The organism is Streptomyces sp. NPDC020958, from assembly GCF_055562175.1.
In genome coordinates this window covers 179,337-202,031 of the sequence record NZ_JBVHFU010000003.1, presented here as the reverse complement: position 1 = coordinate 202,031, position 22,695 = coordinate 179,337, and the positions used below count along the sequence as shown (strand labels likewise).

The 22,695-nt window shown below is 73.5% G+C and carries 18 protein-coding genes; 8 read left to right on the top strand and 10 right to left on the bottom strand.

Annotated features, from left to right (window positions below; genetic code table 11):
• Nucleotides 1-29: 29 nt before the first annotated feature.
• Complete coding sequence (locus tag ACZ3KP_RS11225; RefSeq protein ID WP_467498378.1) at nucleotides 30-1,052, bottom strand: helix-turn-helix transcriptional regulator; 1,023 nt, start codon at nucleotides 1,050-1,052, stop codon at nucleotides 30-32.
• Nucleotides 1,053-1,144: 92 nt separating this feature from the next.
• On the opposite strand from ACZ3KP_RS11225, the gene ACZ3KP_RS11220 reads away from it, so the two are divergent.
• Nucleotides 1,145-1,543: a VOC family protein gene (locus ACZ3KP_RS11220; RefSeq protein ID WP_467498376.1), complete on the top strand. Its 399-nt coding sequence runs from the start codon at nucleotides 1,145-1,147 to the stop codon at nucleotides 1,541-1,543.
• 27 nt (nucleotides 1,544-1,570) lie between these two features.
• On the opposite strand, the gene ACZ3KP_RS11215 is transcribed toward ACZ3KP_RS11220, so the two are convergent.
• On the bottom strand, nucleotides 1,571-2,815 hold the full coding sequence (locus ACZ3KP_RS11215; protein ID WP_467498374.1) for an NAD(P)/FAD-dependent oxidoreductase: 1,245 nt from the start codon (nucleotides 2,813-2,815) through the stop codon (nucleotides 1,571-1,573).
• A gap of 211 nt (nucleotides 2,816-3,026) precedes the next feature.
• Here ACZ3KP_RS11215 and ACZ3KP_RS11210 point away from each other — a divergent pair, with 211 nt between their 5' ends.
• The gene (locus ACZ3KP_RS11210) at nucleotides 3,027-4,400 is read left to right on the top strand and encodes a cryptochrome/photolyase family protein (protein WP_467498372.1); all 1,374 of its coding nucleotides are present in this window, start codon (nucleotides 3,027-3,029) and stop codon (nucleotides 4,398-4,400) included.
• Between the two features lie 3 nt (nucleotides 4,401-4,403).
• Here ACZ3KP_RS11210 and ACZ3KP_RS11205 read toward each other — a convergent pair whose 3' ends face one another.
• The 4 genes from ACZ3KP_RS11205 to ACZ3KP_RS11190 form a co-directional block, all read right to left on the bottom strand.
• A complete protein-coding gene (locus ACZ3KP_RS11205) occupies nucleotides 4,404-5,444 on the bottom strand; it encodes a MerR family transcriptional regulator (RefSeq protein ID WP_467498370.1) in 1,041 nt (346 codons plus the stop codon).
• A 68-nt stretch (nucleotides 5,445-5,512) separates the two neighbouring features.
• Nucleotides 5,513-6,100: an RNA polymerase sigma factor gene (locus ACZ3KP_RS11200; protein ID WP_467498368.1), complete on the bottom strand. Its 588-nt coding sequence runs from the start codon at nucleotides 6,098-6,100 to the stop codon at nucleotides 5,513-5,515.
• 50 nt (nucleotides 6,101-6,150) lie between these two features.
• On the bottom strand, nucleotides 6,151-8,274 hold the full coding sequence (locus tag ACZ3KP_RS11195) for an MMPL family transporter (RefSeq protein ID WP_467498366.1): 2,124 nt from the start codon (nucleotides 8,272-8,274) through the stop codon (nucleotides 6,151-6,153).
• Nucleotides 8,275-8,412: 138 nt separating this feature from the next.
• The gene (locus tag ACZ3KP_RS11190; RefSeq protein ID WP_467498364.1) at nucleotides 8,413-8,964 is read right to left on the bottom strand and encodes a MarR family winged helix-turn-helix transcriptional regulator; all 552 of its coding nucleotides are present in this window, start codon (nucleotides 8,962-8,964) and stop codon (nucleotides 8,413-8,415) included.
• A gap of 45 nt (nucleotides 8,965-9,009) precedes the next feature.
• On the opposite strand from ACZ3KP_RS11190, the gene ACZ3KP_RS11185 reads away from it, so the two are divergent.
• Complete coding sequence (locus ACZ3KP_RS11185) at nucleotides 9,010-10,557, top strand: SDR family oxidoreductase (protein WP_467498362.1); 1,548 nt, start codon at nucleotides 9,010-9,012, stop codon at nucleotides 10,555-10,557.
• 280 nt (nucleotides 10,558-10,837) lie between these two features.
• Here ACZ3KP_RS11185 and ACZ3KP_RS11180 read toward each other — a convergent pair whose 3' ends face one another.
• Nucleotides 10,838-13,027, bottom strand: a complete 2,190-nt coding sequence (locus ACZ3KP_RS11180; protein ID WP_467498360.1) for an MMPL family transporter — start codon at nucleotides 13,025-13,027, stop codon at nucleotides 10,838-10,840.
• 100 nt (nucleotides 13,028-13,127) lie between these two features.
• On the opposite strand from ACZ3KP_RS11180, the gene ACZ3KP_RS11175 reads away from it, so the two are divergent.
• Entirely contained in the window at nucleotides 13,128-13,703 is a 576-nt protein-coding gene (locus ACZ3KP_RS11175; RefSeq protein ID WP_360560768.1) for a TetR/AcrR family transcriptional regulator, read from the top strand.
• Here the strand turns inward: ACZ3KP_RS11175 and ACZ3KP_RS11170 are convergent.
• A complete protein-coding gene (locus tag ACZ3KP_RS11170) occupies nucleotides 13,686-14,030 on the bottom strand; it encodes an ATP-binding protein (RefSeq protein ID WP_467498358.1) in 345 nt (114 codons plus the stop codon). The genes ACZ3KP_RS11175 and ACZ3KP_RS11170 overlap by 18 nt on opposite strands.
• Nucleotides 14,031-14,339: 309 nt before the next feature.
• On the opposite strand from ACZ3KP_RS11170, the gene ACZ3KP_RS11165 reads away from it, so the two are divergent.
• Entirely contained in the window at nucleotides 14,340-15,401 is a 1,062-nt protein-coding gene (locus tag ACZ3KP_RS11165) for a PI-PLC domain-containing protein (protein WP_467498356.1), read from the top strand.
• Complete coding sequence (locus ACZ3KP_RS11160; protein WP_467498354.1) at nucleotides 15,394-18,069, top strand: lectin; 2,676 nt, start codon at nucleotides 15,394-15,396, stop codon at nucleotides 18,067-18,069. Before ACZ3KP_RS11165 ends, ACZ3KP_RS11160 begins: the two co-directional genes overlap by 8 nt.
• 21 nt (nucleotides 18,070-18,090) lie before the next feature.
• On the opposite strand, the gene ACZ3KP_RS11155 is transcribed toward ACZ3KP_RS11160, so the two are convergent.
• Nucleotides 18,091-18,681, bottom strand: a complete 591-nt coding sequence (locus ACZ3KP_RS11155) for a TetR/AcrR family transcriptional regulator (protein WP_467498352.1) — start codon at nucleotides 18,679-18,681, stop codon at nucleotides 18,091-18,093.
• A 209-nt stretch (nucleotides 18,682-18,890) separates the two neighbouring features.
• On the opposite strand from ACZ3KP_RS11155, the gene ACZ3KP_RS11150 reads away from it, so the two are divergent.
• Together ACZ3KP_RS11150 and ACZ3KP_RS11145 are read left to right on the top strand one after the other, a co-directional pair.
• Nucleotides 18,891-19,832, top strand: a complete 942-nt coding sequence (locus ACZ3KP_RS11150) for an alpha/beta hydrolase family protein (protein ID WP_467498350.1) — start codon at nucleotides 18,891-18,893, stop codon at nucleotides 19,830-19,832.
• 180 nt (nucleotides 19,833-20,012) lie between these two features.
• On the top strand, nucleotides 20,013-20,669 hold the full coding sequence (locus tag ACZ3KP_RS11145) for an HhH-GDP family DNA glycosylase (protein ID WP_467498348.1): 657 nt from the start codon (nucleotides 20,013-20,015) through the stop codon (nucleotides 20,667-20,669).
• Nucleotides 20,670-20,745: 76 nt separating this feature from the next.
• Here ACZ3KP_RS11145 and ACZ3KP_RS11140 read toward each other — a convergent pair whose 3' ends face one another.
• Nucleotides 20,746-22,170 (bottom strand): non-reducing end alpha-L-arabinofuranosidase family hydrolase, encoded by a 1,425-nt coding sequence (locus tag ACZ3KP_RS11140; protein WP_467498346.1) that lies wholly within the window; start codon nucleotides 22,168-22,170, stop codon nucleotides 20,746-20,748.
• Nucleotides 22,171-22,695: the final 525 nt, after the last annotated feature.

Here is a 22,695-nt window from a genome sequence, read left to right as displayed (position 1 = left end):
GCGTGCGCTCATCGGCCGACGGCAGGACGTCACGGGGCGGACCGTTCAGGCGGAGCGCCAAGCGATCCGTCGCGGGCGTAGGAGGCGAGGCGGGTGGCGAGTGCGCCGACGAGATCGCGCAGTTCGTCGGGGCGGTCGATGACGAACGGGCGGTTCAGGGAAGCGAGGACGGGAGGCAGCCAGTCGAGCCGCTCCACCCGCATGTCGACGCGCCGCCAGCGCTCGGCCGCCGGGTCCTCGCCCGTCGCGGGCCCGGGATCCGCCAGCCTCGCGACGGCGGCGGGGAGGCGGGCGCGGATCTGCGCGACCGTCCCGTGGATCCGCAGGGTCACCTCGTGCCGGTAGTCGGCCGTGGCCAGGGCCGACAGCAGGCGCTGCGCCGGGGCGGGCCCGGCGGGTGGCTCGAACGAGCCCGGCAGGGCCCTCGCGTCCGCGATGCGATCGAGCCGGAAGGTGCGGTCCTCGTCGATCCCGGCGTCCCTGCCCGTGACGTACCACCGGCCGGAATGGGCGACGATCCCGTACGCGTGCAGCGTGCGCTCGCTGCGCCGTCCCGCGCCGTCGGTGTACCGGACCGAGACCGGCCGCCGGTGGCGCACCGCGTCGGCCAGGGTGAGCAGGACCCCGGCGTCCGGGGCGTCAAGTGCTCCGGTCCCGTCCGTGAACGCGAGTGTCTCCAGGAGCGCGGCGAGCCGGCCGGCGAGGTGTCCGGGCAGCACGCGCCGGATCTTCGCGGACGCCGTCTCGCCCCCCGTGTCCGCCGCCGTCGTCAGCCCGGTGCGGCGGCCGGCGACCAGGCCGAGCACGACGGCCAGCGCCTCCTCGTCGGTGAGCATGAGCGGAGGCAGGCGGTGTCCGCGAGCGAGGCGGTACCCGCCGTAGCGGCCGCGCACCGACTCCACGGGCACGTCCAGGTCGATCAGCTGGTCCACGTACCGCCGTACGGTGCGTTCCTTGACGCCGAGCCGGTCGGCGAGTTCGGCCGCGGTCCGGGTGCCGCCCGACTGGAGCAGTTCCAGGAGGGTCAGCACGCGTCCGGTGGGTCGGTACATGCTCCCAGCCTAGGGCGAATACCGGACCGGTTCCGTCCGCTATCTCTCCTAGCCTGCGAGGCACACACCGTCGGCACAGCCAGGGAGACCCCGTGAACTTCGTATCGATCCGCATCATCACCGGCGACGTGGCGCGCCTCGTCGAGTTCTACGAGCGGGTCACGGGCGTCCCGGCGACGTGGGCCACCGAGGACTTCGCCGAACTCAGGACCCCCACCGCCACCCTCGCGATCGCCGGCACCCGCACCGTCCCGCTGTTCGCCCCGGGCTCCGCCCGCCCGGCGGACAACCGCAGCGTGATCACCGAGTTCCTCGTCGACGACGTGGACCGCGTCCACCGGAACCTGACCGGTTTCGTCACCGACTTCGTCGCCGAGCCCACCACGATGCCCTGGGGCAACCGCTCACTGCTGTTCCGCGACCCCGACGGCAACCTCGTCAACGTCTTCACCCCGGTCACCCCGGCGGCCGTCGCGAGGTTCGCCCGCTGAGGCCCGAGCGGCACGCCCGTCGTGCGGTCAGCGCCCGTCGAGGTCCGCCAGCACCTCCCGGGCGGCCCGCGCGCCGGAGGCGAGGGCGCCCTGGACGGAACCCGTGCCGCGGTGGTCCCCGCAGACGTAGCGGCCGGGGCCGATGCGGCAGGGGCGGGTCAGCCGCCAGGGCGGCGGCATGGCGGGCAGCGCGGCCTCGACGGTGCGCGCGACCAGCAGGTCCCAGGCGCCGGTATCGGTCCCGTACAGCTCCGACAGCGCCGTGCCGACGGCCGCCCGCACCGGCGCGGTGTCGCCGCCCAGCACCGAGGTCGCGACCAGGGCGCTGCCACGCGGCGCGTACTCGGGTGCGACATCGCTGAGGACACACGTGTTCAGTACGCGGCGGCCGGTGTCGACCAGCAGGACGGGTCGGCCCAGGGGCGAGCGCGGAGCGACGTGGTAGTAGGTCGTGACCGTGCGGTGGGCGGGGACGTCGAGGCCGGGCAGCAGCCGCGCGGCGGCGTCGGCGCCGGTCGCCACGACCACGGCACGCGCGGGCAGTTCCGTACCGTCGGCCGTGACCACGCCCCGGCCGGCGAGCCGTGCCACGGGGGTGCCGAGCCGTACGGTGCCCTCGGGCAGGGCGGCGGCCAGGGCACGGGGAACCGCCTGGACACCGAAGGCCGGCAGGCACAGGGCGCCGCGCAGCATGCTGCGCCACACCAGGTGGAACACCCGGCTGGAGGTCTCCAGGGCGTCCTCCAGGAAGACTCCGGAGAGGAACGGCCGGAAGAAGCCCTCCACGAACGGCTCGGAGAAGCCGGCCCCGGCGAGGGCGGCGCGGGTGGTGCGCTCCGGTGACCGCTTGAGCGCACCGGCCGGAGCGAGCGCGTCGCGGGCGCCGAGCGCGACCAGCGCCGCCAGGTCGCGCGGCCCGGCGAGCCGTCCGGACAGCAGCGACCGCACCGTGTCGGGGCGGCGGCGCGGATCGGCCAGCAGCACGCGCCGGTCACCGGTGTGCACCAGGACCCCCGGCAGGAAGGGCCGCGGGGCGAGGAACGGGGCGGGCAGGCGGCGGCGCAGCTGCGGGTAGGCGGGGTTGACGACCTGGAAGCCGCGGTCCACCGTGAAGCCGTCCAGCCGGTCGGTCCGCATCCGTCCGCCCACCCCGTCGCCCGCCTCCAGCACCGCGACGCGGAGCCCGGCGGCGGCCAGATCACGGGCGCACGCGAGGCCGGCGACCCCGGCACCCACCACGACGACGTCCGCGACCGCGGATCCGTCCGCCACGGCCCACCACCTCTCCTCGTTCCTCGGGGACCTGCTGCGACGTCCGCACGGGCGCGGGGCCCGGCGTCTTCCTCAGGTACTTCCCCGTCGGCCGCCGCCTCGGATGCGGCGGCACTCGAACGGGCGACCATCGGCGGCCGGCCGCATCCGGGACCGGCCGCCGGGGCGAAACCTTCAGAGAGCGAGACATCGGAAGCGGAAGTGAGCCCCCATGCACACCTCGGTCGTCGTGTTCACCTGCGATCTGCGCCTGTCGGACCATCCGCCGCTGCGCGCGGCCCTGCACGGCGGAGGCCGGGTGGTGCCGCTGTTCGTGCGCGACCCGTCCGTGGACGCGGCGGGCTTCGCCGCGCCGAACCGGCTGGCGTTCCTCGCCGACTGCCTGCGCGACCTGGACGCCCGGCTGCGGGAGCGGGGCGGGCGGCTGGTGCTGCGCGAGGGCGACACGGTCACCGAGGTGTGCCGGGTGGCCGCCGAGGCGGACGCCGACGAGGTGCACATGGCGGGTGACGTGAGCGCCTTCGCACGCGCGCGGGAACGGCGGCTGCGCCGCGCCCTGGAGGCCGAAGGGCGGCGCCTGTACGTGCACGACACGGTGAGCACGGCCGTGCCGCCGGGCGCGGTCACCCCGAACTCCTCCGACCACTTCGCGGTGTTCACGCCCTACCACCGGCACTGGTCCGCCCAGGGCCTGCGGGACGTGCTGGAGGCCCCGCGCGCGGTCACCGTGCCCGAGGAGGTGGGCTCCGCCCCGCTGCCGGAACGCGGTGCCGTGAACGGGGTGTCCCCGGGGCTGTGCGCGGGCGGCGAGACGGAGGCCCGGCGCAGGCTGGCCGCGTGGCTGCGCTCCGGCGTGGCCTCGTACGAGGACGGACACGACGACCTGGCGGGCGACGCCACCTCCCGGCTCTCCCCCCACCTGCACTTCGGCACGCTCTCCCCGGTCGAGGTGGTGCACCGGGCCGGCCGGGCGGGCGGCCCGGGCGCGGAGGCGTTCGTACGGCAGATCGCCTGGCGCGACTTCCACCGCCAGGTGCTCGCCGCCCGCCCGGAGGCCGCCGTCCGCGACTACCGCACCAAGCGGGACCGGTGGCGCCGCGGCAGGGACGCGGAGGCGGACGCCGAGGCGTGGCGGGAGGGCCGCACCGGCTACCCGGTGGTGGACGCGGCGATGCGGCAGCTGCGGTACGAGGGCTGGATGCACAACCGGGGCCGGCTGCTGGCGGCGAGCCTGCTCACCAAGACGCTGTACGTCGACTGGCGCGTGGGCGCCCGGCACTTCCTGGACCTGCTGGTCGACGGCGACCTGGCGAACAACCAGCTGAACTGGCAGTGGATGGCCGGCACGGGCACCGACACCCGGCCCAACCGGGTGCTCAACCCCGTCACCCAGGGCAAGAAGTACGACCCGGACGGGGCGTACGTGCGGCGCTGGGTGCCGGAACTGGCGGACGTGAAGGAGAGCCAGGTGCACGAGCCGTGGAAACTTCCGGCGCGGGAGCTGGCGAGGACCGGCTACCCCGAGCCGGTGGTGTCCCTGGCGGAGGGCCTGGACCGCTTCCGGCAGGCCCGGGAGCGGCCCTGAAAGTCATCCGGCCCCGCCGCTCCCCGCTCCGCACAGCGCGCGCAGCGCCTCCACCGCCTGCGCCAGTCCGGCCGGCCTGAGCACCTCGGCGGGCTGGGTCCGGCTCCAGCCGGGGCCGCCCAGCAGCACCGCCGGACCACGGCGCGTCCCCTTCATGCCCCAGCGCAGCGCGGCGACGTGCCGGGCCAGGGCGGGAGCGGCCCGAGCGCTGTCCTGGGCCCACAGCACGACCGCGACCGGTCCCAGCCTGCGGACCGCCGCGTCCAGCGCCTCGACGGGCACCGCCGCTCCCAGCATGCGCACCGGCAGACCCTCACGGCCGAGCGCGGCGTGCAGCGCCTCCAGCGGCAGCGTGTGCTGTTCGCCGGGCGCACAGGCCAGCAGGACGCAGCCGGTCGCCGGGGCGGTCACCGGGACGACGGGCGGCGCGCTGCGGCGCAGCACCGTGGAGACGTGCCAGGCGAGCAGGTGCTCCACCTCCACGTAGCGGTCCTCGGAGGAGGCCCAGCGGCGTCCCACGGCGCGCAGCGTGGGAGCCATCACCTCCTGCCAGGCGACCACCACGCCGTACCGCTCGACGGCCGCGGTGAGCTGTTCCTCCAGGGCCGGCGCGTCCAGCCGTACGGCGGCGCGGGCCAGGCCGCGGCACTCCAGGCGCACGTCACCGAGGGGCAGCGCGCCCGCGGCCCGGGACCGCGCCGCGGCCGGCGGGAGCGCCGGGACGGCGGCGGTCACGGGCGCGGGCGGCGGCTCGGCGACGGCCGCGCGGGCGGCGCGGGCGGCGCGGGCCGCGTCGGCCGGCGGGATGCCGGTCGCCGTCAGCCTGCACATCTCCTCGACGGTGGCCACGTCCCCCGCCGTCCAGCGCCGGTGGCCGCCCCCGGTGCGTGCGGTCGGTCCGATGCCGTAGCGGCGGTCCCAGGAGCGCAGGGTCATGGGCGAGACGCCGAGGCGGCGCGCCAGCACTCCCGTGGTCACGCCGGCGCCGCCGGGTACGGCGGCCGGTTCGGGCGGGGGCTGCCCGGCGGGGTTCGCGGTGGTCATGTGCTCCTCTTCCCGTGCCCGGCACCCGGGTACCCGGCGGGCGCCGAGCCGTCCGCCGGGCGGCCTTCCTACGCGGCCTCGCCGTCCAGGCACCGGCCCAGGCGGAGCAGGCCGCGCCGGGCGTGGCTCTTGACCGTACCCAGCGGCCAGCCGGTGACATGGGCGATCTGCGTCTGCGTCAGATCACCGTAGAACGCCAGGCACAGCACCCGCCGCTGGGCCTCGGGAAGACGGCGCAGCTCCCGGGTGACGTCCACGCGGTTCAGGACCGCGTCGTGCGCGTTCGACGGATCCGGCGAGCTGGTGGACTCGCGCGCGGCCGCCGCGGCGGCGACGTCGGTGCGCCGGGTGCGGGCGGACAGGGCGTCGGCGATCTTGCGCCGGGCGATGCCCACGAGCCAGGCGGGCAGCGGGCCGCGGCCGGGGCGGTAGCCGTGGCGGCCGTGCCAGGCGGCGAGGAACACCGTCTGGGTGACGTCCTCGGCCTCCGCGCCGTCTCCCAGCGACTGCCGGGCCAGGGAGAGGACGAGAGGTGCCCACCGGCGGTAGACCGCCTCCAGGCCGCCCTCGTCCCCGGCCACGAAGCGCAGGGCCAGCGCGCTGTCGGAATCCGTCGTGGTGACGGGCGGGTTCTCGGTCATGGCGACTGCGGTCATGTGGCTGCTCCTGGTACCGGATCGCTCCTCGGACGGGATTGCTCCCTGTCTCAGCACCACCGTCCGTCCCGTGCTCCCACCCCGGCAACTCGCATCGAGTCTGCATCGTCTCGCTCGGTCCCCGGCCGGGTGGGCCACCACACGCGGCCCCCGGCGTCCCGCACGAGCGCCGGCACCAGCAGCGAGCGCACCACCAGGGTGTCCAGCAGCACGCCGAACGCGACGATGAAGGCGATCTGCACCAGGAAAGCCAGCGGGATCACGCCGAGCGCCGCGAAGGTGGCGGCCAGCACCACCCCGGCGGAGGTGATGACCCCGCCGGTGGTGACGAGCCCGCGCCGGACGCCCTCGCGGGTGCCGTGCCGCAGGGTCTCCTCGCGGACCCGGGACATCAGGAAGATGTTGTAGTCGACGCCGAGTGCCACCAGGAAGACGAACCCGTACAGCGGTACGGACGGATCGGTGCCGCTGAATCCGAACAGGTCGCGGAAGACCAGCGCGGCCACGCCGAGGGTCGCGGTGAAGTTGAGGCCGACGGTCAGCACCAGCAGGACGGGCACCGCGAAGGAACGGAGCAGCAGCACGAGGATGGTCAGGATGACGGCGAGCACCACGGGGACGATGACCACGCGGTCGCGTTCGGCCGCGCGCAGGGTGTCGTACTGCTGCGCGGTGTAGCCGCCCACGAGGGCGTCCGCGCCGGGCAGCGCGTGCAGCGAGGCGCGCAGCCCGGCCACGGTGTCGCGGGCGGCCTGCGTGTCGGGGGCCGCCTTAGCGGTCGCCTCGAACCTGACCCGGCCGTCCGCCACCAGCGGTTCGGCCGCCGGACGGCCCTGCGCGCCGGTCGCGGTCACCGCGGCGACGCCCGGGGCGGCGCGCAGGGTGCGCGCCACCCGGTCGGCGGCGGTGGCGTCGGCGACGACCACCACGGGGGTGCCCGCGCCGGCCGGGAAGTGCCGGGCGAGGGTCTGCTGGGCGGTGACGGACGGCACGTGCCGTACGAACGTCTCGTCGAGCGGGACGCCGCGCGAGTCCAGGGTGAGGGCGCCCGCCGAGCAGACGAGCAGTCCGGTCAGGGCGAGCGCCCACACCCGGCGCGGCGCCCGGTCGACCAGGTGGGCGACGCGCTGCCACAGCCCGGTCGCGCCGCCCCCGCTCCCGGGTTTGGCCGGCCAGTACGCGCGGCGGCCGAGGAGGGCCAGGACGGCCGGCAGGAAGGTGAGCGCGCTGAGGGCGGCGCAGGCGATGCCGACGGCGCCGACCGGCCCGAGCGCCCGGTTGTTGGTGAGGTCGCTGAGCAGCAGCGCGATCAGGCCGAGGGCGACGGTGCCCGCGCTGGCCAGGACGGCCGGGGCCGAGCGGCGCAGGGCGGCCCGGGCGGCGGCGTACCGGTCGCGGCCGGCGGCCAGTTCCTCCCGGCAGCGGGCGGTGACCAGCAGCGCGTAGTCCGTCGCGGCGCCGATGACGAGGATCGAGAGGATGCCCTGCACCTGGCCGTCGACGCGCACCAGGCCGTGGTCGGCCAGGGCGTAGACGACGGCACACGCGAGGCCCAGGGAGAACACCGCGCCGAGGATGACGACCAGCGGCAGCAGCAGGGAGCGGTAGACCAGCAGCAGGATGACGAGCACGGTGGCCAGGGCGACCGCGAGCAGCACCCCGTCGATGCCCGAGAAGGCGTCCGCGAGGTCGGCCTGGGTGGCGGCGGGGCCGGCGAGTCGCACCTGGGTGCCGGGGACGCGGGCCGCCGTCCGCACCCGTTCCAGGGTGGGTGCGAGCCGGTCGCCGAGATCGGGGCGCAGCGGTACGACGGCCTGGAGGGCGGCGCGGTCCCGGGAGAGGAGGGCGGGGGAAGGAGATCCGGCGGTGCCGGGGGTGCCGGCGAGCGCGGCCACCGCGGCGGTGGCCGCGCGCTGCTCGCCGCTGACGGCCGCGCCGCCGGCGGCGGTCCACACCACGACGACCGGCAGGGTCTCACGCTGCCGGAAGGCGGCCTGCTCGGCCAGCACCCGGGTGGACTCGGCGCTCCTCGGCAGGAAGGCGGCCTGGTCGTTGGTGGCGACCTCGCCCAGTCGTCCGGCGAAGGGACCCAGCAGGCCTCCGAGCACCAGCCAGACGGCGACCATGGCGAACGGGACGAGCCCGCGGGTGCGGCGGCGGGGCGGGGGTGTCATGTGACTCCTGGGGGCGCGCGACAAGGGAGACTCCCGAACAGAAAGCTCGACGATGAACTATCTCAATGATCAAACAATATTGGCCGATGGCATGTGTCACCCCTGCTTCTCCGGGCGCCGAACCTTCGGATGCAGCCCTCAGCGGCCGGCGGCGGACTCCCCGGGCACCTCGGCCAGGATGTCGTTCAGCTCCGTCAGGAACCGCAGGGCCACGGCCAGCTCGTGCGCGTCGAAGCCCGCACCGGCCCGGCGCACGGCGTCGGCCAGCGGCCGGAAGTGGGTACGGGCGGCGGCGCGGGCGTCGTCGACGTACTGGAGGTGCACCACCCTGCGGTCGGCGTCCTCGCGCACCCGGCGGACGTGCCCGGCGCGCTCCAGCCGGTCCACGCAGGCGGTGACCGCGCCCGAGGTGAGGCCGAGCAGCGCGCGCAGCCGGGTGGGCGTCATGGGCTCGGGGGCGTCGAGGATGGCGGCCAGCGCCTGCACGTCGGTGGCGTGCAGGTTCTGCCGGGCCGCGTACTGCTGGATGACCCGGCCGACCTCGCCGTGCATGCGACGCAACTGCACCGCGAAGGCCGACAGGTCGCCCGGGAAGGCGGGGAGGTCTCCGGGGGCCGGATGCCCGCCGTTCGTCTCCGTGCTCACCGGCGCATCGTACCGGGGTACTCGGAGATCACACGCGGGCCGCATCCGCGGGCGGTGCGACGGCCGAAGACCCGGGTACGAGGAGGAGCCATGGAGACGACGGCGGAACGCCCCCTGTGCCTGGTGACCGGGGCCAGCGGCTACATCGGCGGGCGACTGGTACCGGAACTGCTGGCCGCCGGATACCGGGTGCGCTGCCTGGCCCGGTCCCCCGGGAAACTGCGCGACCACCCGTGGGCCGGGGAGGTGGAGGTGGTCCAGGGGGACGTCACCGACCCCGTCACCGTCGGTACCGCCATGCGGGAGGTCTCGGTCGCCTACTACCTGGTGCACGCGCTCGGCACCGGACACGGCTTCGAGGACACCGACCGGCGGGGCGCCCACGTCTTCGGCACGCAGGCCGCCCGCGCCGGCGTGCGCCGCATCGTCTACCTCGGCGGGCTGACCCCCGCCGGGGTGCCCGAGCGGGAGCTGTCACCCCATCTGCGCTCCCGCTCCGAGGTCGGGCGCATCCTGCTGGCGAGCGGGGTGCCCACCACGGTGCTGCGCGCCGCCGTCATCATCGGGTCGGGCTCGGCCTCCTTCGAGATGCTGCGCTACCTGACCGAGCGGCTGCCGGTGATGGTCACGCCCAGCTGGGTGCGCACCCGCATCCAGCCGACTGCGGTCCGGGACGTGCTGCGCCTGCTGGTGGGCAGCGCCCGGATGCCCGCGGACGTGAACCGCGCCTTCGACATCGGCGGCCCCGACGTGCTGACGTACCGCGACATGATGCTGCGCTACGCGGCGGTCGCCGGACTGCCCCGGCGCGTGATCGTGCCGGTGCCTGTGCTCACCCCCCGCCTGTCCGGTCTCTGGGTCGGCCTGGTCACCCCGGTCCCCGCGTCCATCGCCCGGCCGCTCGCGGAGTCGCTGCGGCACGAGGTGGTGTGCCGGGAGAACGACATCACCCGGTACGTGCCCGACCCGCCCGGCCACCCCATCGGTTTCGACGACGCGGTACGGCTGGCGCTCAAGCGCGTGCAGGACGCCGAGGTCACCACCCGCTGGTCCTCCGCCTCGGTACCCGGCGCCCCCAGCGACCCGCTGCCCACCGACCCCGCCTGGGCGGGCGGAAGCCTCTACACCGACCTGCGGGAACGTCCGGTCGACGCCCCGCCCGAGGCGCTGTGGCGGGTGATCGAGGGCGTCGGCGGGGAGAACGGCTGGTACTCCTTCCCGCTGGCCTGGAACGTGCGGGGGATCGCCGACCGGCTCGTGGGCGGGGTCGGGCTGCGCCGCGGGCGCCGGGACGCGCACCGGCTGCGCGTGGGCGACTCGGTGGACTTCTGGCGGGTGGAGGAGATCGAGCCGGGCAGGCTGCTGCGGCTGCGCGCGGAGATGCGGCTGCCGGGACTGGCCTGGCTGGAGATGTACGCCGACACCGACGGCACCGGCCGCACCCGCTACCGCCAGCGCGCCGTGTTCCACCCGCACGGACTGCTCGGCCACGCCTACTGGTGGAGCGTCTCCCCCTTCCACTCCGTCGTCTTCGGCGGCATGGCCCGCAACATCACCCGCACCGCCGAGGCCGAGCACGGCCACGCCCCGCCCGGCACCGAGGTCGCGCAGGGCGTGGTGGGCGTAGTTGAGCGGTAGCGGGTCCTGTTCACCCGCATGAAGGTGCCCGCCGGTGCGGGTCGCGGACCTGGTCGACGCCCTCCCCGCAGGCGGACCGGGCCCGTCGTCGTGCCGCTACGGGCCGCGGCCGACGGGCTGGGACACGGAGGGATCTCGATGAAGGCGACGAGCGACGGGCGGCTTCATTCTGGCACGCGGGCTTCGGCCCGCTCCACGGCCGCGTCCGCGGACCGGGCGGCTCCGAGCAGGGCGGAAGTCCCCCACCCGGCGGCGAGGGGCGGCGCCCGGCTCCCTCGCCTCACCGCACGGCGGCCTCCTGCGGCTCCGCTGCCGTCCCGGCGTTCGCCCGCGCCGGCAGCCGTGCCCCCTCGATGTCGACATCCGGAGTGATCCGGGCCAGCCATCCGGGCAGGCCCCAGGCGCGGCGGCCGAGCAGCGCCATGGCCGCCGGCACGAGGGTCATGCGGACGACGAAGGCGTCGACGAGGACACCGAAGGCGAGGGCGAAGCCGATGGACTTGATGATCGGGTCGTCGTTGAAGACGAAGCCGCCGAAGACCGCGGCCATGATGAGCGCGGCGGCGCTGACGACCCGTCCGCTGCGGGCCACCCCCTGAGTGACGGCCTCGGCGGCGTCGCCGGTGTGCTCGTGGTGCTCGCGCATCCGGCTCACGAGGAACACCTCGTAGTCCATGGCCAGTCCGAAGAGGACGCCGATGAGCAGGACGGGCAGGAAGCTGGTGACCGGGCCCGCCGAAGGGATGTCCAGAACGCCGTCGAGGTGGCCCTGCTGGAACACCCACACCGTGGCGCCCAGGGACGCGGCCACCGACAGCAGGAACCCGAACGCGGCCTTGAGGGGCACCAGCACGGAGCGGAAAGCGATCGTCAGCAGGATCAGGGCCAGGACCACGATGATGGCGATGAACAGCGGAAGCGCGTCGGAGAGCTTGCCCGCCACGTCGATCGCGGCAGCGGTCGTACCGGCGATGTAGAGGGTGCCGCCGGCCCTGCCGACGGCAGGCGCCTCGGCACGCAGCCGGTGCACCAGGTCGGTGGTGGCTCGGGCGTCGGGTCCGGTCTTCGGGACCACGGCGACGACGGCCAGGGTCCCGTCCGCGTTGCTGACCGGCGCGGCGGCGACGGCCACCCCGCGGTCGCCCGCCAGGGCCGTACGGAGCCCGGTCACGGTCGCGGTACGGTCGGCGGCCGGGACGCCCTTGAGGTCGACCACGGCGGTCAGCGTGGCGTTGAAGCCGGGCCCGAAGCCCTCGGTCAGCAGGTCGTAGCTCTTGTGCTGGGTGCTGTCGGCGGGCTGCGAGGCGTTGCTGGGCAGGCCGAGGCGCAGGTCGCGGGCGGGCACGGCCAGGGCGAGCAGGCCGACGACCCCGGCCAGGAGGACGAGCAGGGGCTTGCGGGTGACCGCTCGGGCCCAGGCCGGCCCCCAGGAGCCGGCCGCCTTCACGGTGGTACGACGGCTGCGCGGCCGTAGGCGCTCGCCGAGCAGGGCGAGGGCGGCGGGGACGAGGCTGACGGCGACCAGGACGGCCAGCAGCACGGTCGCCGCGGCGGCCAGGCCCATCACCGTCAGGAACGGGATGCCGGTGACCGCGAGTGCCGCGAGTGCGATGATCACGGTGGCACCGGCGAAGACGACGGCACCGCCCGCGGTGGCCACGGCCCGGGCGATCGAGTCCTCGACGTCCTGTTCCGGGTCGGTGAGTTGCTCGCGGTGGCGGGAGATGATGAACAGGGCGTAGTCGATGCCCACGGCCAGCCCGATCATCAGGGCGAGCACCGTGGCGGTGCTGGTCATCTCGACGTACCGGGTCATGAACTCCACCCCGAGAACGCCGATCGCCACCCCGACCAGGGCCGTCAGCAGCGGCAGCCCGGCGGCCACCAGGGAGCCCAGGGCCAACGCCAGGATGACGAAGGCGAGCACCACCCCGATGACCTCGGCCGGGCCGCCGACCTCGGTCTTGCGGTCCATCGCCGAACCGCCGAACTCGACCTCGAGTCCGGCGTGGCGGGCCTGCGCCATCGCCCGGTCCAGGGCGTCCTTCGACGCCTGCGGCACCTCGCTGGCCGGTTCCCGGAAGCGGACGTCGGCGTAGCCGATCCGCCGGTCCGCCGAGAGCGTCCCGCCCTTGAACGGGTCGGACACCGCCACCACGCCGGAGACCCGGGCCGCCTCCCGCAGGCTCGCCTCTACGGCCGCGTTCGCCTTCGGCCGGGTCAGGTCGCTGCCCTCGGGTGCCGCGAGGACGATCCGGGCGACCCCGCCCGCGGCCTCGGGGAACTCCTGCTTCAGCAGGTCCTGCGCTTGCTGCGACTCGATCCCCGGCACCGAGAACTCGGTGGTCACCTTGCCGTGCAGGGTGACGCCGAGACCGGCGACGACGGCGAGCAGAAGCAGCCAGGCCGCTACGACCCTGCCGCGCCGGCGTATCGCCCACCGTGCCCAGCTGTACAGGCGTGAGGCCATGCCCGTCTTCCCTCTCTTCCACACTGGTCCGCTCCCCCGACTCGCTACACCGTACGGCATTTTTGCAGTCGACTGTAACTTCGCCACGAATGGTAAAGTCATGGTCGTGATGAGCGAGGGCCTGCGGGAGCGTTCCAAGGCGCGACGCCGGGAGGCGATCCTCCGTGCGGCGTACGAACTGTTCGCCGACCACGGCTACGAGGCGACGACGATCGCCGACATCGCGGCGGCCGCGGAGGTGTCGCCGCGCACCGTCACGCTCTACTTCCCGTCGAAGCTGGAGCTGGCGACGTCGCACCTCGACGCGGTCGCGGACCGGCTCGCCACGACCCTGCGAGAGCGTCCGGCCGGGCGGACCACCCTGGACGCGCTGGAGCTCTGGCTGCGCGGCGAGGTCGCCCTGCACAGCGACCTGGACGACCTCCACGACCGGATGCTCGACCTCAATCCGCAGCTCAGGGCCGTCACCAACGTCCGCCTCACGGAGGTGATCCAGGAGGGCACCCGGGTCTTCGCCGAGGAGCGCGGAGTCGCCCCGGACGACTTCGGGCCGCGCATGGCCGCCGCCGCGGCGGCCGCCGTGGTGGCCGAGGTCTGCCGCCACACGCGGGAGGCCGACATCGACAGGGCGATGACCTTCCTGCGGGCCGGGGTCGCCTCACTCGACGCCGAGTAGCCCCGGCCGCCGGCCCTCGCCTCCCGGCAGGGGCGCGGCCGCACACTCCACCCACACCGTCTTGCCCGGCCCGTCGGACCGGGCGTGCCGGCCCCAGCGGGACGCCGGCCCCGCGACGACGACCGGCCCCCGGCCGCCGACACCCTCGGGGTCCACCGCGCGCCGCGCGTCCGGGCGGGGCGGTGTGCGCTCGGCGCGAGCGTCGCAGACCTCGACCCGGACCACGCCACCGGCAAGCCCGGTCTCGTAGAGACGCAACCGGAAGTCCCGGCCGGACACGTGCCCGTGCCGCACCGCGTCGGCGGCCGGCTCGCCGACGACCAGCACGATCGCCTCGTGCGTGTGTCGCGTGCGGCGTGGGCGGGGTTCCTCGGGCGCGCCCAGACCGGCAGCAGGTCCTGCCCGGTGTGACGGCCGAGACGACGCCCCGGCCTGATCACGGGCGGCCGGCCCGCAAGGCCGAGGTGCGAACGGGTCTTCCTCTGTGCGGCCCCCATCGCGCGCCCTTTCAACTCCCTTACTCTCGCGGGGATTCAGGAGATCGACGGCAACTTGTTACCCGGCCGTAGCGGATGTCCATCCACCCCCTCTAGGCTCTGCCCGACCACCGAGCACACGGAGGGATCTGACATGCTCATGATCCGAAACAAAGTCCGGGCCGCCCTGCTGACGGCCTCGGCCCTGCTGCTCGGTGTGGCGGCGATGCCCGCCGCGCACGCCGCCGATGTCGGCGGGCAGACGCTGGCCGGGGTCTCCGGCACGGGCATCCACAACACGTACGACGACGGGTCCACGTACACCTATCTGGCGAACGCGCTGGACACCGGCACCTCCCTGGTCGAACTCGACACCTGGCACAACGTGTTCACCGGCAAGTGGAACGTGAGTCACAGCAACCCGCTGGGCAGCGGCAACAACTGCGTGCAGGCGAGCACGGCCGCCGACCTCTACACCGGCAACCGCAACCAGAACCTCGACAGCTGCCTTGACGACATCCGGATCTGGCTCCAGGCCCACCCCACGAGCCACCCGGTCATGGTCAAGATCGAGATGAAGAACGGGTTCTACAACACCCTCGGCATGACGCCGACCACGTTCGACAGCTACGTCAAGGCGCACCTCGGCAGCGTTCTCTACACGCCCGCCGACCTGCTCACCAAGAGCGACGGCTCGCGGTACGCGGACCTCGACACCGCCGCCAAGGCGAACAACTGGGCGAACTACGGCTCGCTCACCGGCCGGGCGATCGTGGAGATCATCCCCGGCACCTTCGAGCAGGCCGTCAGCCCCGCCTCCTCGTGGTCGGACGTGGTCTACGCCCAGCACCTCAAGGACCTCGCCGCCGCGGGGAACATCAGCCAGGCCGCGGTCTTCCCGAGCGTCCTCGGCGCCCAGGCCGGCGACCCGCGCACCCGCTACAGCGACACCACGCTGCGCCCCTGGTTCGTGGTGTTCGACGCCGACGCGGGCGCCTGGGTCGGCGACGGCACCACCGAGTGGTACAACACCAACCACTACCTGACGGTCGTCACCGACGCCTACGACGTCCCGCCCGCGCTGAGCTCCTCCGCGCCGTCCCTGGCCGACGCCCGGGCCCGGGTCGCCCTGCTCGCCGCCGACGGGGCCTCGTACATCTCCTCGGACTGGATCACCGCCCCCGCCGACGGCGTCCTCAGCGACGTACTGCTCCGTGGCTGACCCCCGGCGCCGACACGCGCTCCTGCGTCTGCTCACCGCGGGTGCCGCGGCCCTCGCGCTCGCCGTGTCCGCCCAACCGGCCGGCGCGGCGGGGCCGGTGGCCGCGGCCACGGCCGACCCCGTGTCGCTGGTCGACCCGTACATCGGCACCGGCGGCAACGGCGACTTCAGCGCCGGGAACACCTTCCCGGGCGCCGACGTGCCGCACGGCATGCTCCAGTGGTCGCCCGACACCTCGTCACGCCCCAAGGGCGGCGGCTACGGCTACTCCGACTCCGCCGTCTCGGGATTCAGCCTCACCCACGTCTCCGGCGTCGGCTGCGACGCGGCCGGGGATCTGCCGATCCTGCCCGTGGTCGGTTCGCTCGGCTCGGACCCCGCCTCGACGACCGAGTCCTTCGCGCACTCCGGCGAGACGGCCGCACCCGGCTCCTACTCCGTCAGCCTGGGCAACGGCACCAGCGTCGCGCTGACCACGAGCACACGGGCCGGCATCGGCCGGTTCACCTTCCCGTCCTCCGCACAGGCGAGCCTGCTCCTCAAGGTGCAGGACACCCAGACCCCGTACGCCTCCTCGACGCTCGGCCTGTCCGGCGGCGACACGGTGACCGGGTCGATCACCAGCACCGGCTTCTGCGAGGACACCACCCCGATCACGCTCTACTACGCGATCACCTTCGACCACCCCTTCACCGCCTCCGGCACCTTCACCGGCGGCGAGTACCTGACGTTCGACACCACGAGCAGCAGCACGGTGGAGGCCCGGGTCGGCATCTCCTACACCTCGGTGGCCAAGGCCGCGGCCAACCGGGACGCCGAGGTGACCGGGAAGACCTTCGCGGCCGTCAAGGCGGCCGCGGCGGCAGCCTGGAGCGCCGAACTGTCGAAGATCGCCGTCACCGGCGGCACCCCGGACCAGCAGAAGGTCTTCTACACCGCGCTCTACCACGCCTCGCTCTTCCCCGCCGTCATCAGCGACGCGGACGGCTCCTACCGTGGCTTCGACGGCGCGGTGCACGCGGTGGGCAGCGGCCACGCGGCGGAGTACGCCGACTTCTCCACCTGGGACACCTACCGCTCACAGGCCCAACTCACCGCCCTGCTGGACCCGTCGGCCGCGTCGGACATGGCACAGTCGGTCGTCGACGACTACCGGCAGGGCGGCACGCTCACCAAGTGGGGCATGGAGACCGCCGAGACGCACATCATGGTGGGCGACTCCGCCGTACCGCTGCTCGCCGCCTACTACGCCTTCGGCGCACGGGACTTCGACACGTCGACGGCGCTGTCCGCCATGGTCGAGGAACAGACGACGGACACCGACGTCACCCCCGGCGTGACGTACCTCGACTCCTTCGGCTACCTGCCCACCAACTCGCTCTACGGCTGCTGCCACGAGTACGCCACGACCTCCACCCAACTCGAGTACGACACCGACGACTTCGCACTCTCGGCGTTCGCGGGCGCCCTGGGCGACACCGCCACGCAGAAGAAGTTCCAGGACCGGGCGCAGGACTGGCAGAACATCTACAACCCGTCCTCCGGCTACCTCCAGCCCCGGCACTCCAACGGCCGCTGGATGGACGGCTTCAACGCCAAGCTGATCACCGGCACCTCGTCCAACGACTTCGCCGAGGGCGACGCCTTCACCTACACGCCGATGATCCCCTTCGACCTCGCCGGGCTGGCGTCCCTGGAGGGCGGGAACGCGTCCCTGGCGTCGTACCTGGACAGCGTGCTCAGCGGCTACCAGGGCCTGGGCAGTGTCATCGGCACCCAGTCGAACATGGGCAACGAGCCCAGCATCGGGCTGCCCTGGGAGTACGACTGGGTGGGCAAGCCGTACAAGACGCAGTCCACGGTGCGGGCCGTCCAGGACCAGCTCTGGACGGACACCGCCGGCGGCCTGCCCGGCAACGACGACCTCGGCGAGATGAGCGCCTGGTACGTGTGGTCCGCCCTCGGCCTCTACCCGGAGATCCCGGGCACCGGGGACCTGGCCATCGGCAGCCCGGTGTTCACCTCGGCGGTCGTCACGACCGGCGGGGGCACGCTCACGGTCGACGCCCCGGCGGCGGCCGACGGTGCGCCCTACGTCCAGTCGCTGCGCCTCGACGGCGGCTCCTGGAACAAGGCGTACGTACCGGCCTCCTACCTCGGCGGCGCCACGGAGCTGGACTTCGTCCTGTCCTCGTCCGCCAACACCTCCTGGGCGGCGGCCGCTTCCGCCGCTCCGCCGTCCTACGGCGGGACCCCCGGCACCGGAGTGGCACAGCCCAGCGGCCCGCTCACCGAGACCGCCACCGGCAAGTGTGCCGACGACGCCGGCTCGGGCACCTCGAACGGCACCGCCGTCCAGCTCTACACCTGCAACGGCACCACCGCGCAGAGCTGGAAGGTCGTCCCGGACGGCACCCTCCAGGTGCTCGACGACTGCATGGACGTGACAGGCGGCGCCACCACCCCCGGCACCAAGGTCCAGCTGCACACCTGCAACGGCACCCAGGCCGAGCAATGGCGGCCGGACACGTCCGGCGAGATCGTCAACCCGGCCTCCGGCCTGTGCCTCACCGATGCGAGCAACGGCGCCACCGACAGGACCCGACTGACCATCGCCGCCTGCACGGGCGCCGTCGGCCAGCGCTGGACGGTGCCGTCGTCCGGCTGACGACGGAGACCGGCGGCCCGGTCAGATCGGTTGCCGTAGTCCGGCGACGAGGAGCGCGACCAGTCGGCGTGCGTCGTAGTGGGGGTCGTTCTCGGCGCCTGCGCAGAGGTTTCCGACGCCGCGCATGAGGTGGTAGGCGTCGAAGCCGGAGCGGATCTCGCCGGAGGCGGCGGCGGCTTCGAGGAGTTCGGCGCACACCGGCAGGAGGCGTTCGAGGAACTGGGCGTGGAGCGCCTCGAAGCCGGCGCTGTCGCCCTGCATGGCGCCCGCGAGACCGTGTTTGGTGACGAGGAAGTCGACGAAGAGGCCGACCCACCGCTCCAGGGCGCGATAGGGCGTGGGGCCGGCCGCCAGCAGGTCGGGGCCGGCTTCGACGCAGGCGTCGATCTGGTGGCGGTAGACGGCGACGACGAGGTCCGCCCGGGTGGGGAAATGGCGGTAGATCGTGGCCACCCCGACCCCGGCCTCGGCCGCGATGTCGCGTACCGGCGCCTCCACTCCCGAGGTCACGAAGACCGCTGCGGCCGCGTCCAGCAGCGCTTGCTGGTTGCGCCGGGCGTCCTTGCGACTGGACCTGGCCGAGCTTCCCGGGCGCCGGCCGCCGTCGTTCACCACAGGACTCCTTCCATGGCCGATCTTGCAAAACGGATCGGCGTTCCGTATCTTATGCGGAACAAGGTTCCGTTTGCTTCATGATGGCAGACCGCCGGTCCGGCGGCCAACCGCTGTCCGCGACACCCTCCCCCGCCCCGGCGCGGCGCCGCCGCCCGCCGGAGCCACCGAACCCCACAGTGCGCACGCACCGAACGGAAGGCACACCCATGTCCGCATCCAGGACCGCCCACGCCCACCAGAGCACGGGCACCCCCACCACCGTGATATCCGCGCGGCCGATCGTCCTGTCCGCCCCGGAGCGCGGTGACGACCTCCAGGTGCGTGTGTCCGCCCCCGCGACCGGCACCGGCCTGCCCGTCGTCGTCTTCTCGCACGGCTTCGGCCAGTCGATGGACAGCTACGCCCCCCTGGCCGACCACTGGGCCGCCAACGGCTTCGTGGTCGTCCAGCCCACCCACCTCGACTCCCGCACCCTGAACATCCCCGCCGAGGACCCCCGTACGCCGCGGATCTGGCGCATCCGCGTCAAGGACCTCACCCGCGTGCTCGACGAACTCGACGTCCTGGAAGCAGCCGTGCCGGGCCTGGCCGGCCGCCTGGACCGTGACCGCGTCGCCGTGGCCGGGCACTCCTGGGGTGCCCAGTCGGTGAGCACGCTGCTGGGCGCGCGCGTCCTCGGCTCAGACGGCAGGCCGGGCGAGGACATGTCCGATCCCCGCGTCGAGGCGGGGGTGCTGCTCGCCCTGCCCGGCCTCGGCGACGACCTCGTCCCGTTCGCCGCCGAGAACTTCCCCTTCATGAGGCCGTCCTTCGACACCATGACCACCCCGGCCCTCATCGTCGCCGGGGACCGCGACCAGTCCCACCTGTCCACCCGTGGTCCGGACTGGTTCACGGACCCCTACACCTACAGCCCGGGCGACAAGAGCCTGCTCACCCTCTTCGACGCCGAGCACTCCCTCGGCGGCATCACGGGACACGAGGTCGTCGAGACCACCGACGCCAACCCCGCACGCGTCGCCCTGATCCAGCGGCTCACCACGGCCTACCTGCGCAGCGCCCTGTACGGCGAGGCCACCGCCTGGAAGACGGCGACCGCCGCCCTGGAGACGGACCCCGACCCGCTCGGGAAGCTGCAGAGCAAGTGACACGGCCGGCCCCTCCCCTCCCGCCACCCTGACCCCCGCGGCGCGGACGGGCCCCCGCGACCCGCCCACCAGAGGGGGGCCGCGCGGGGGCGTCACCGTTTTCCCGGTGACGTGACGGGCACCCGGCGGACGGCCGGTCGTGACCGGACCGGCGGGCCGCGGACAAGGAGTGGTGCGATCATGCCGACCGCGAGGGAACGGGCCAGGGCCGACGCCCTGCTCGCCGGTCACGGACAGACGTACGCGCGAGAAGCCGGGGTGAAACTGCGCGACACACCGCAGCCGCTCTACCAGTTGCTGGTGCTCGCCCACCTGCTCAGCGCACGGATCAGGGCGTCCGTGGCCACGGACGCCGCACGCGCCCTGTTCGACGACGGGATGCGCACCCCCAAGCGCATGAGCGAAGCCACCTGGCAACAGCGTGTCGACGCCCTCGGCAAGGGCCACTACCGCCGGTACGACGAACGCACCGCCACCCAGCTCGGCGAGGCCGCCGACCAGCTGCTGGAACGGTACGGCGGCGACCTGCGCAAGCTCCGCGAGGCCGCCGACGGCGACGTGGCGGAATGCAAACGCCTGCTGCGCGAACTCCCCGGCATCGGGCCCACCGGGGCGGACATCTTCTTGCGAGAGGTCCAGGGCCTGTGGCCGCAGGCCGCACCGTACTTCGACGCCAAGGCCCTCCAAGGCGCCGAACGGCTCGGACTCCCGACCTCCGCGAGCGCCGTCGCCCGCCTGGTCGATCAGAGCGAGTACCCGGCGCTCGCGGCCGCACTGGTGCGGTCCGCGCTCGAGAAGCAGGTCGCGGACGACGTCACCGCACACGCCGGCGACTGACCGCCCGCGCGCGTGAGTGGTCGGCGGCCGGTCCGCTCGGAGCGGGACCGGCCGCCGACGGGTGGCTCAGGCCGGTTCAGCGTTGCAGGGTGAGGACACCCGGCCGCCACGGCAGCTGGTCGTACGGGCCGCTCGCGGAGGGGGACTTGCCCTGGTAGAGCAACTGCAGGTTGCAGGGGTCGATGGTCATGGTCTGGTCGGGGTTGTTGCGGACCAGGTCACCGTGGCTGATGTCGTCGGTCCAGGTGGCACCACTGTTGGCCTTGCCCGCGAAGGGATTGCTCCCGGTGGCGGCCTGGGGAGTCCACGAACCGTTCAGGCTGGAGGCCGTGAAGGAGCGGAAGTAGCGCTGCTCGTTCGCACCGCGCGCCTCGACGATCATGAGGTACTGGTTCTGGCCCTGGACCTTGTAGACCTGGGGTGCCTCGAACAGGTTCTTCACCGTGTCGCTCATGACCGTGGTGTACGACGAGCCGAAGTTGCCCGGGAAGTTCCCGATCGGCATGCTCGCGCGGTAGATCTTCCCGTTGTCACCGGCGAAGAACAGGTACATGTTCTGGCCGTCGGCGATCAGGGTCTGGTCGATCGGGGCGGAGCCGGAGACACTGCCGGTGAACAGCGGCTGCGGTGCGGACCAGCCGTTCGGGTTGGTGGGGTCGCTCGACGTGCGGTAGACGAAGGGCGACGCGCCCCACTGGGACGCCAGCACCCAGATGTTCTTCGGCGCGAAGTAGAACAGCGTGGGCGCCACCGCGGACTGGCTCATCCCGGTCTGCCCGGCCGACGCCATGTCCGACCAGTTCGTGAAGGGCTTGAACATCATCGAGCCGTACGCCGATCCCGACACGTTCGACGCGTAGACCAGGTGCTTGCCGTTGTACGTCACGTTGGTGAAGTCCTTCAGCGAGACCCACCCGTTCGCCGGCTGCGCCAACGCACCCGTCGACGTCCACCGGTACGTCGACGGCAGAGCGCACGTGCCGCCTCCCGGCGAGGTCGTCCCCGGCAGACCGGTCCACTTCTGGTTGCTGCCGCCGTTGCACGTCCAGATCTGCACCGCCGTGCCGTTGGCCGTTCCGGCTCCGGCGGCCTCCAGGCACAGCCCGGACTCCACGCCGACGACCGTGCCGTCCGAGTTCACCCGCCACTGCTGGTTCGCACCCCCGTTGCAGGTCCAGATCTGCACCCGGGTACCGGCCGCGGTGGCGTGGCCCGGGACATCCAGGCACTTGTTGCCGTACACGGTGAGCTGGTTGCCGTCCGTCGCCGTCCACTGCTGGTTGGCCCCGCCCCAGCAGTCGTAGATCTGCAGATACGTGCCGTCGGTCTGGTCGGCGCCCGGCACATCGAGACACCGGCCGGAACCAACGCCGGTCAGGGCGCCGCTGGAAGCCGCCTGAGCCGGGACGGCGACAAGCAGCGCCGCCATCGCGGCCAGGGCCGCGACCAAAGCGGCGAGCACCGCTGACGGATGCCTTCGGCCGAAACTTCCTCGGTGCATAGGATGCTTCCTCACATTCGATCGTTGGCAGGCCCATGACATGCCACAGGCCTGATGCATTCGCTATGTCGAACAAGGATCGAAGGGTCGAGCAACCTGGATCATAGGGAACCGGCGAGCGGCGTCAATACCTCTCGCATCTATCGCCATCAACCCCGAATGTTTCGCACTGCCAGGGACCGAACCGCCCCCGACACACGAGCTCCCCCGTAACAGCGCCTTGCGCCGGCCTTACCGCTCCCCCGAAAGTTTCGTGGCGCCCGACCTCCGTCCCGCTCCCCCCAACCGGTCAGAAGCTCCGCCGGACGGCCGCGGCGCACCACCACTCTTCGTCGGAGCCGCGTCGGTGCGCCCAGCACGGGCGAGCGGCCCGAGGCCGCATGGGCAGTGTGCTCGACAGGTTGCCGACGAGGCGTGTCGCGCCCTGTCGTCGGAGATGGAAACGGGAAACAGCTTCGATCGCCTTGTCCGTCCGGGAGTTGGTACCGCACTCTTCGTGCAGTACCACCTCAGCCCTGACGACCG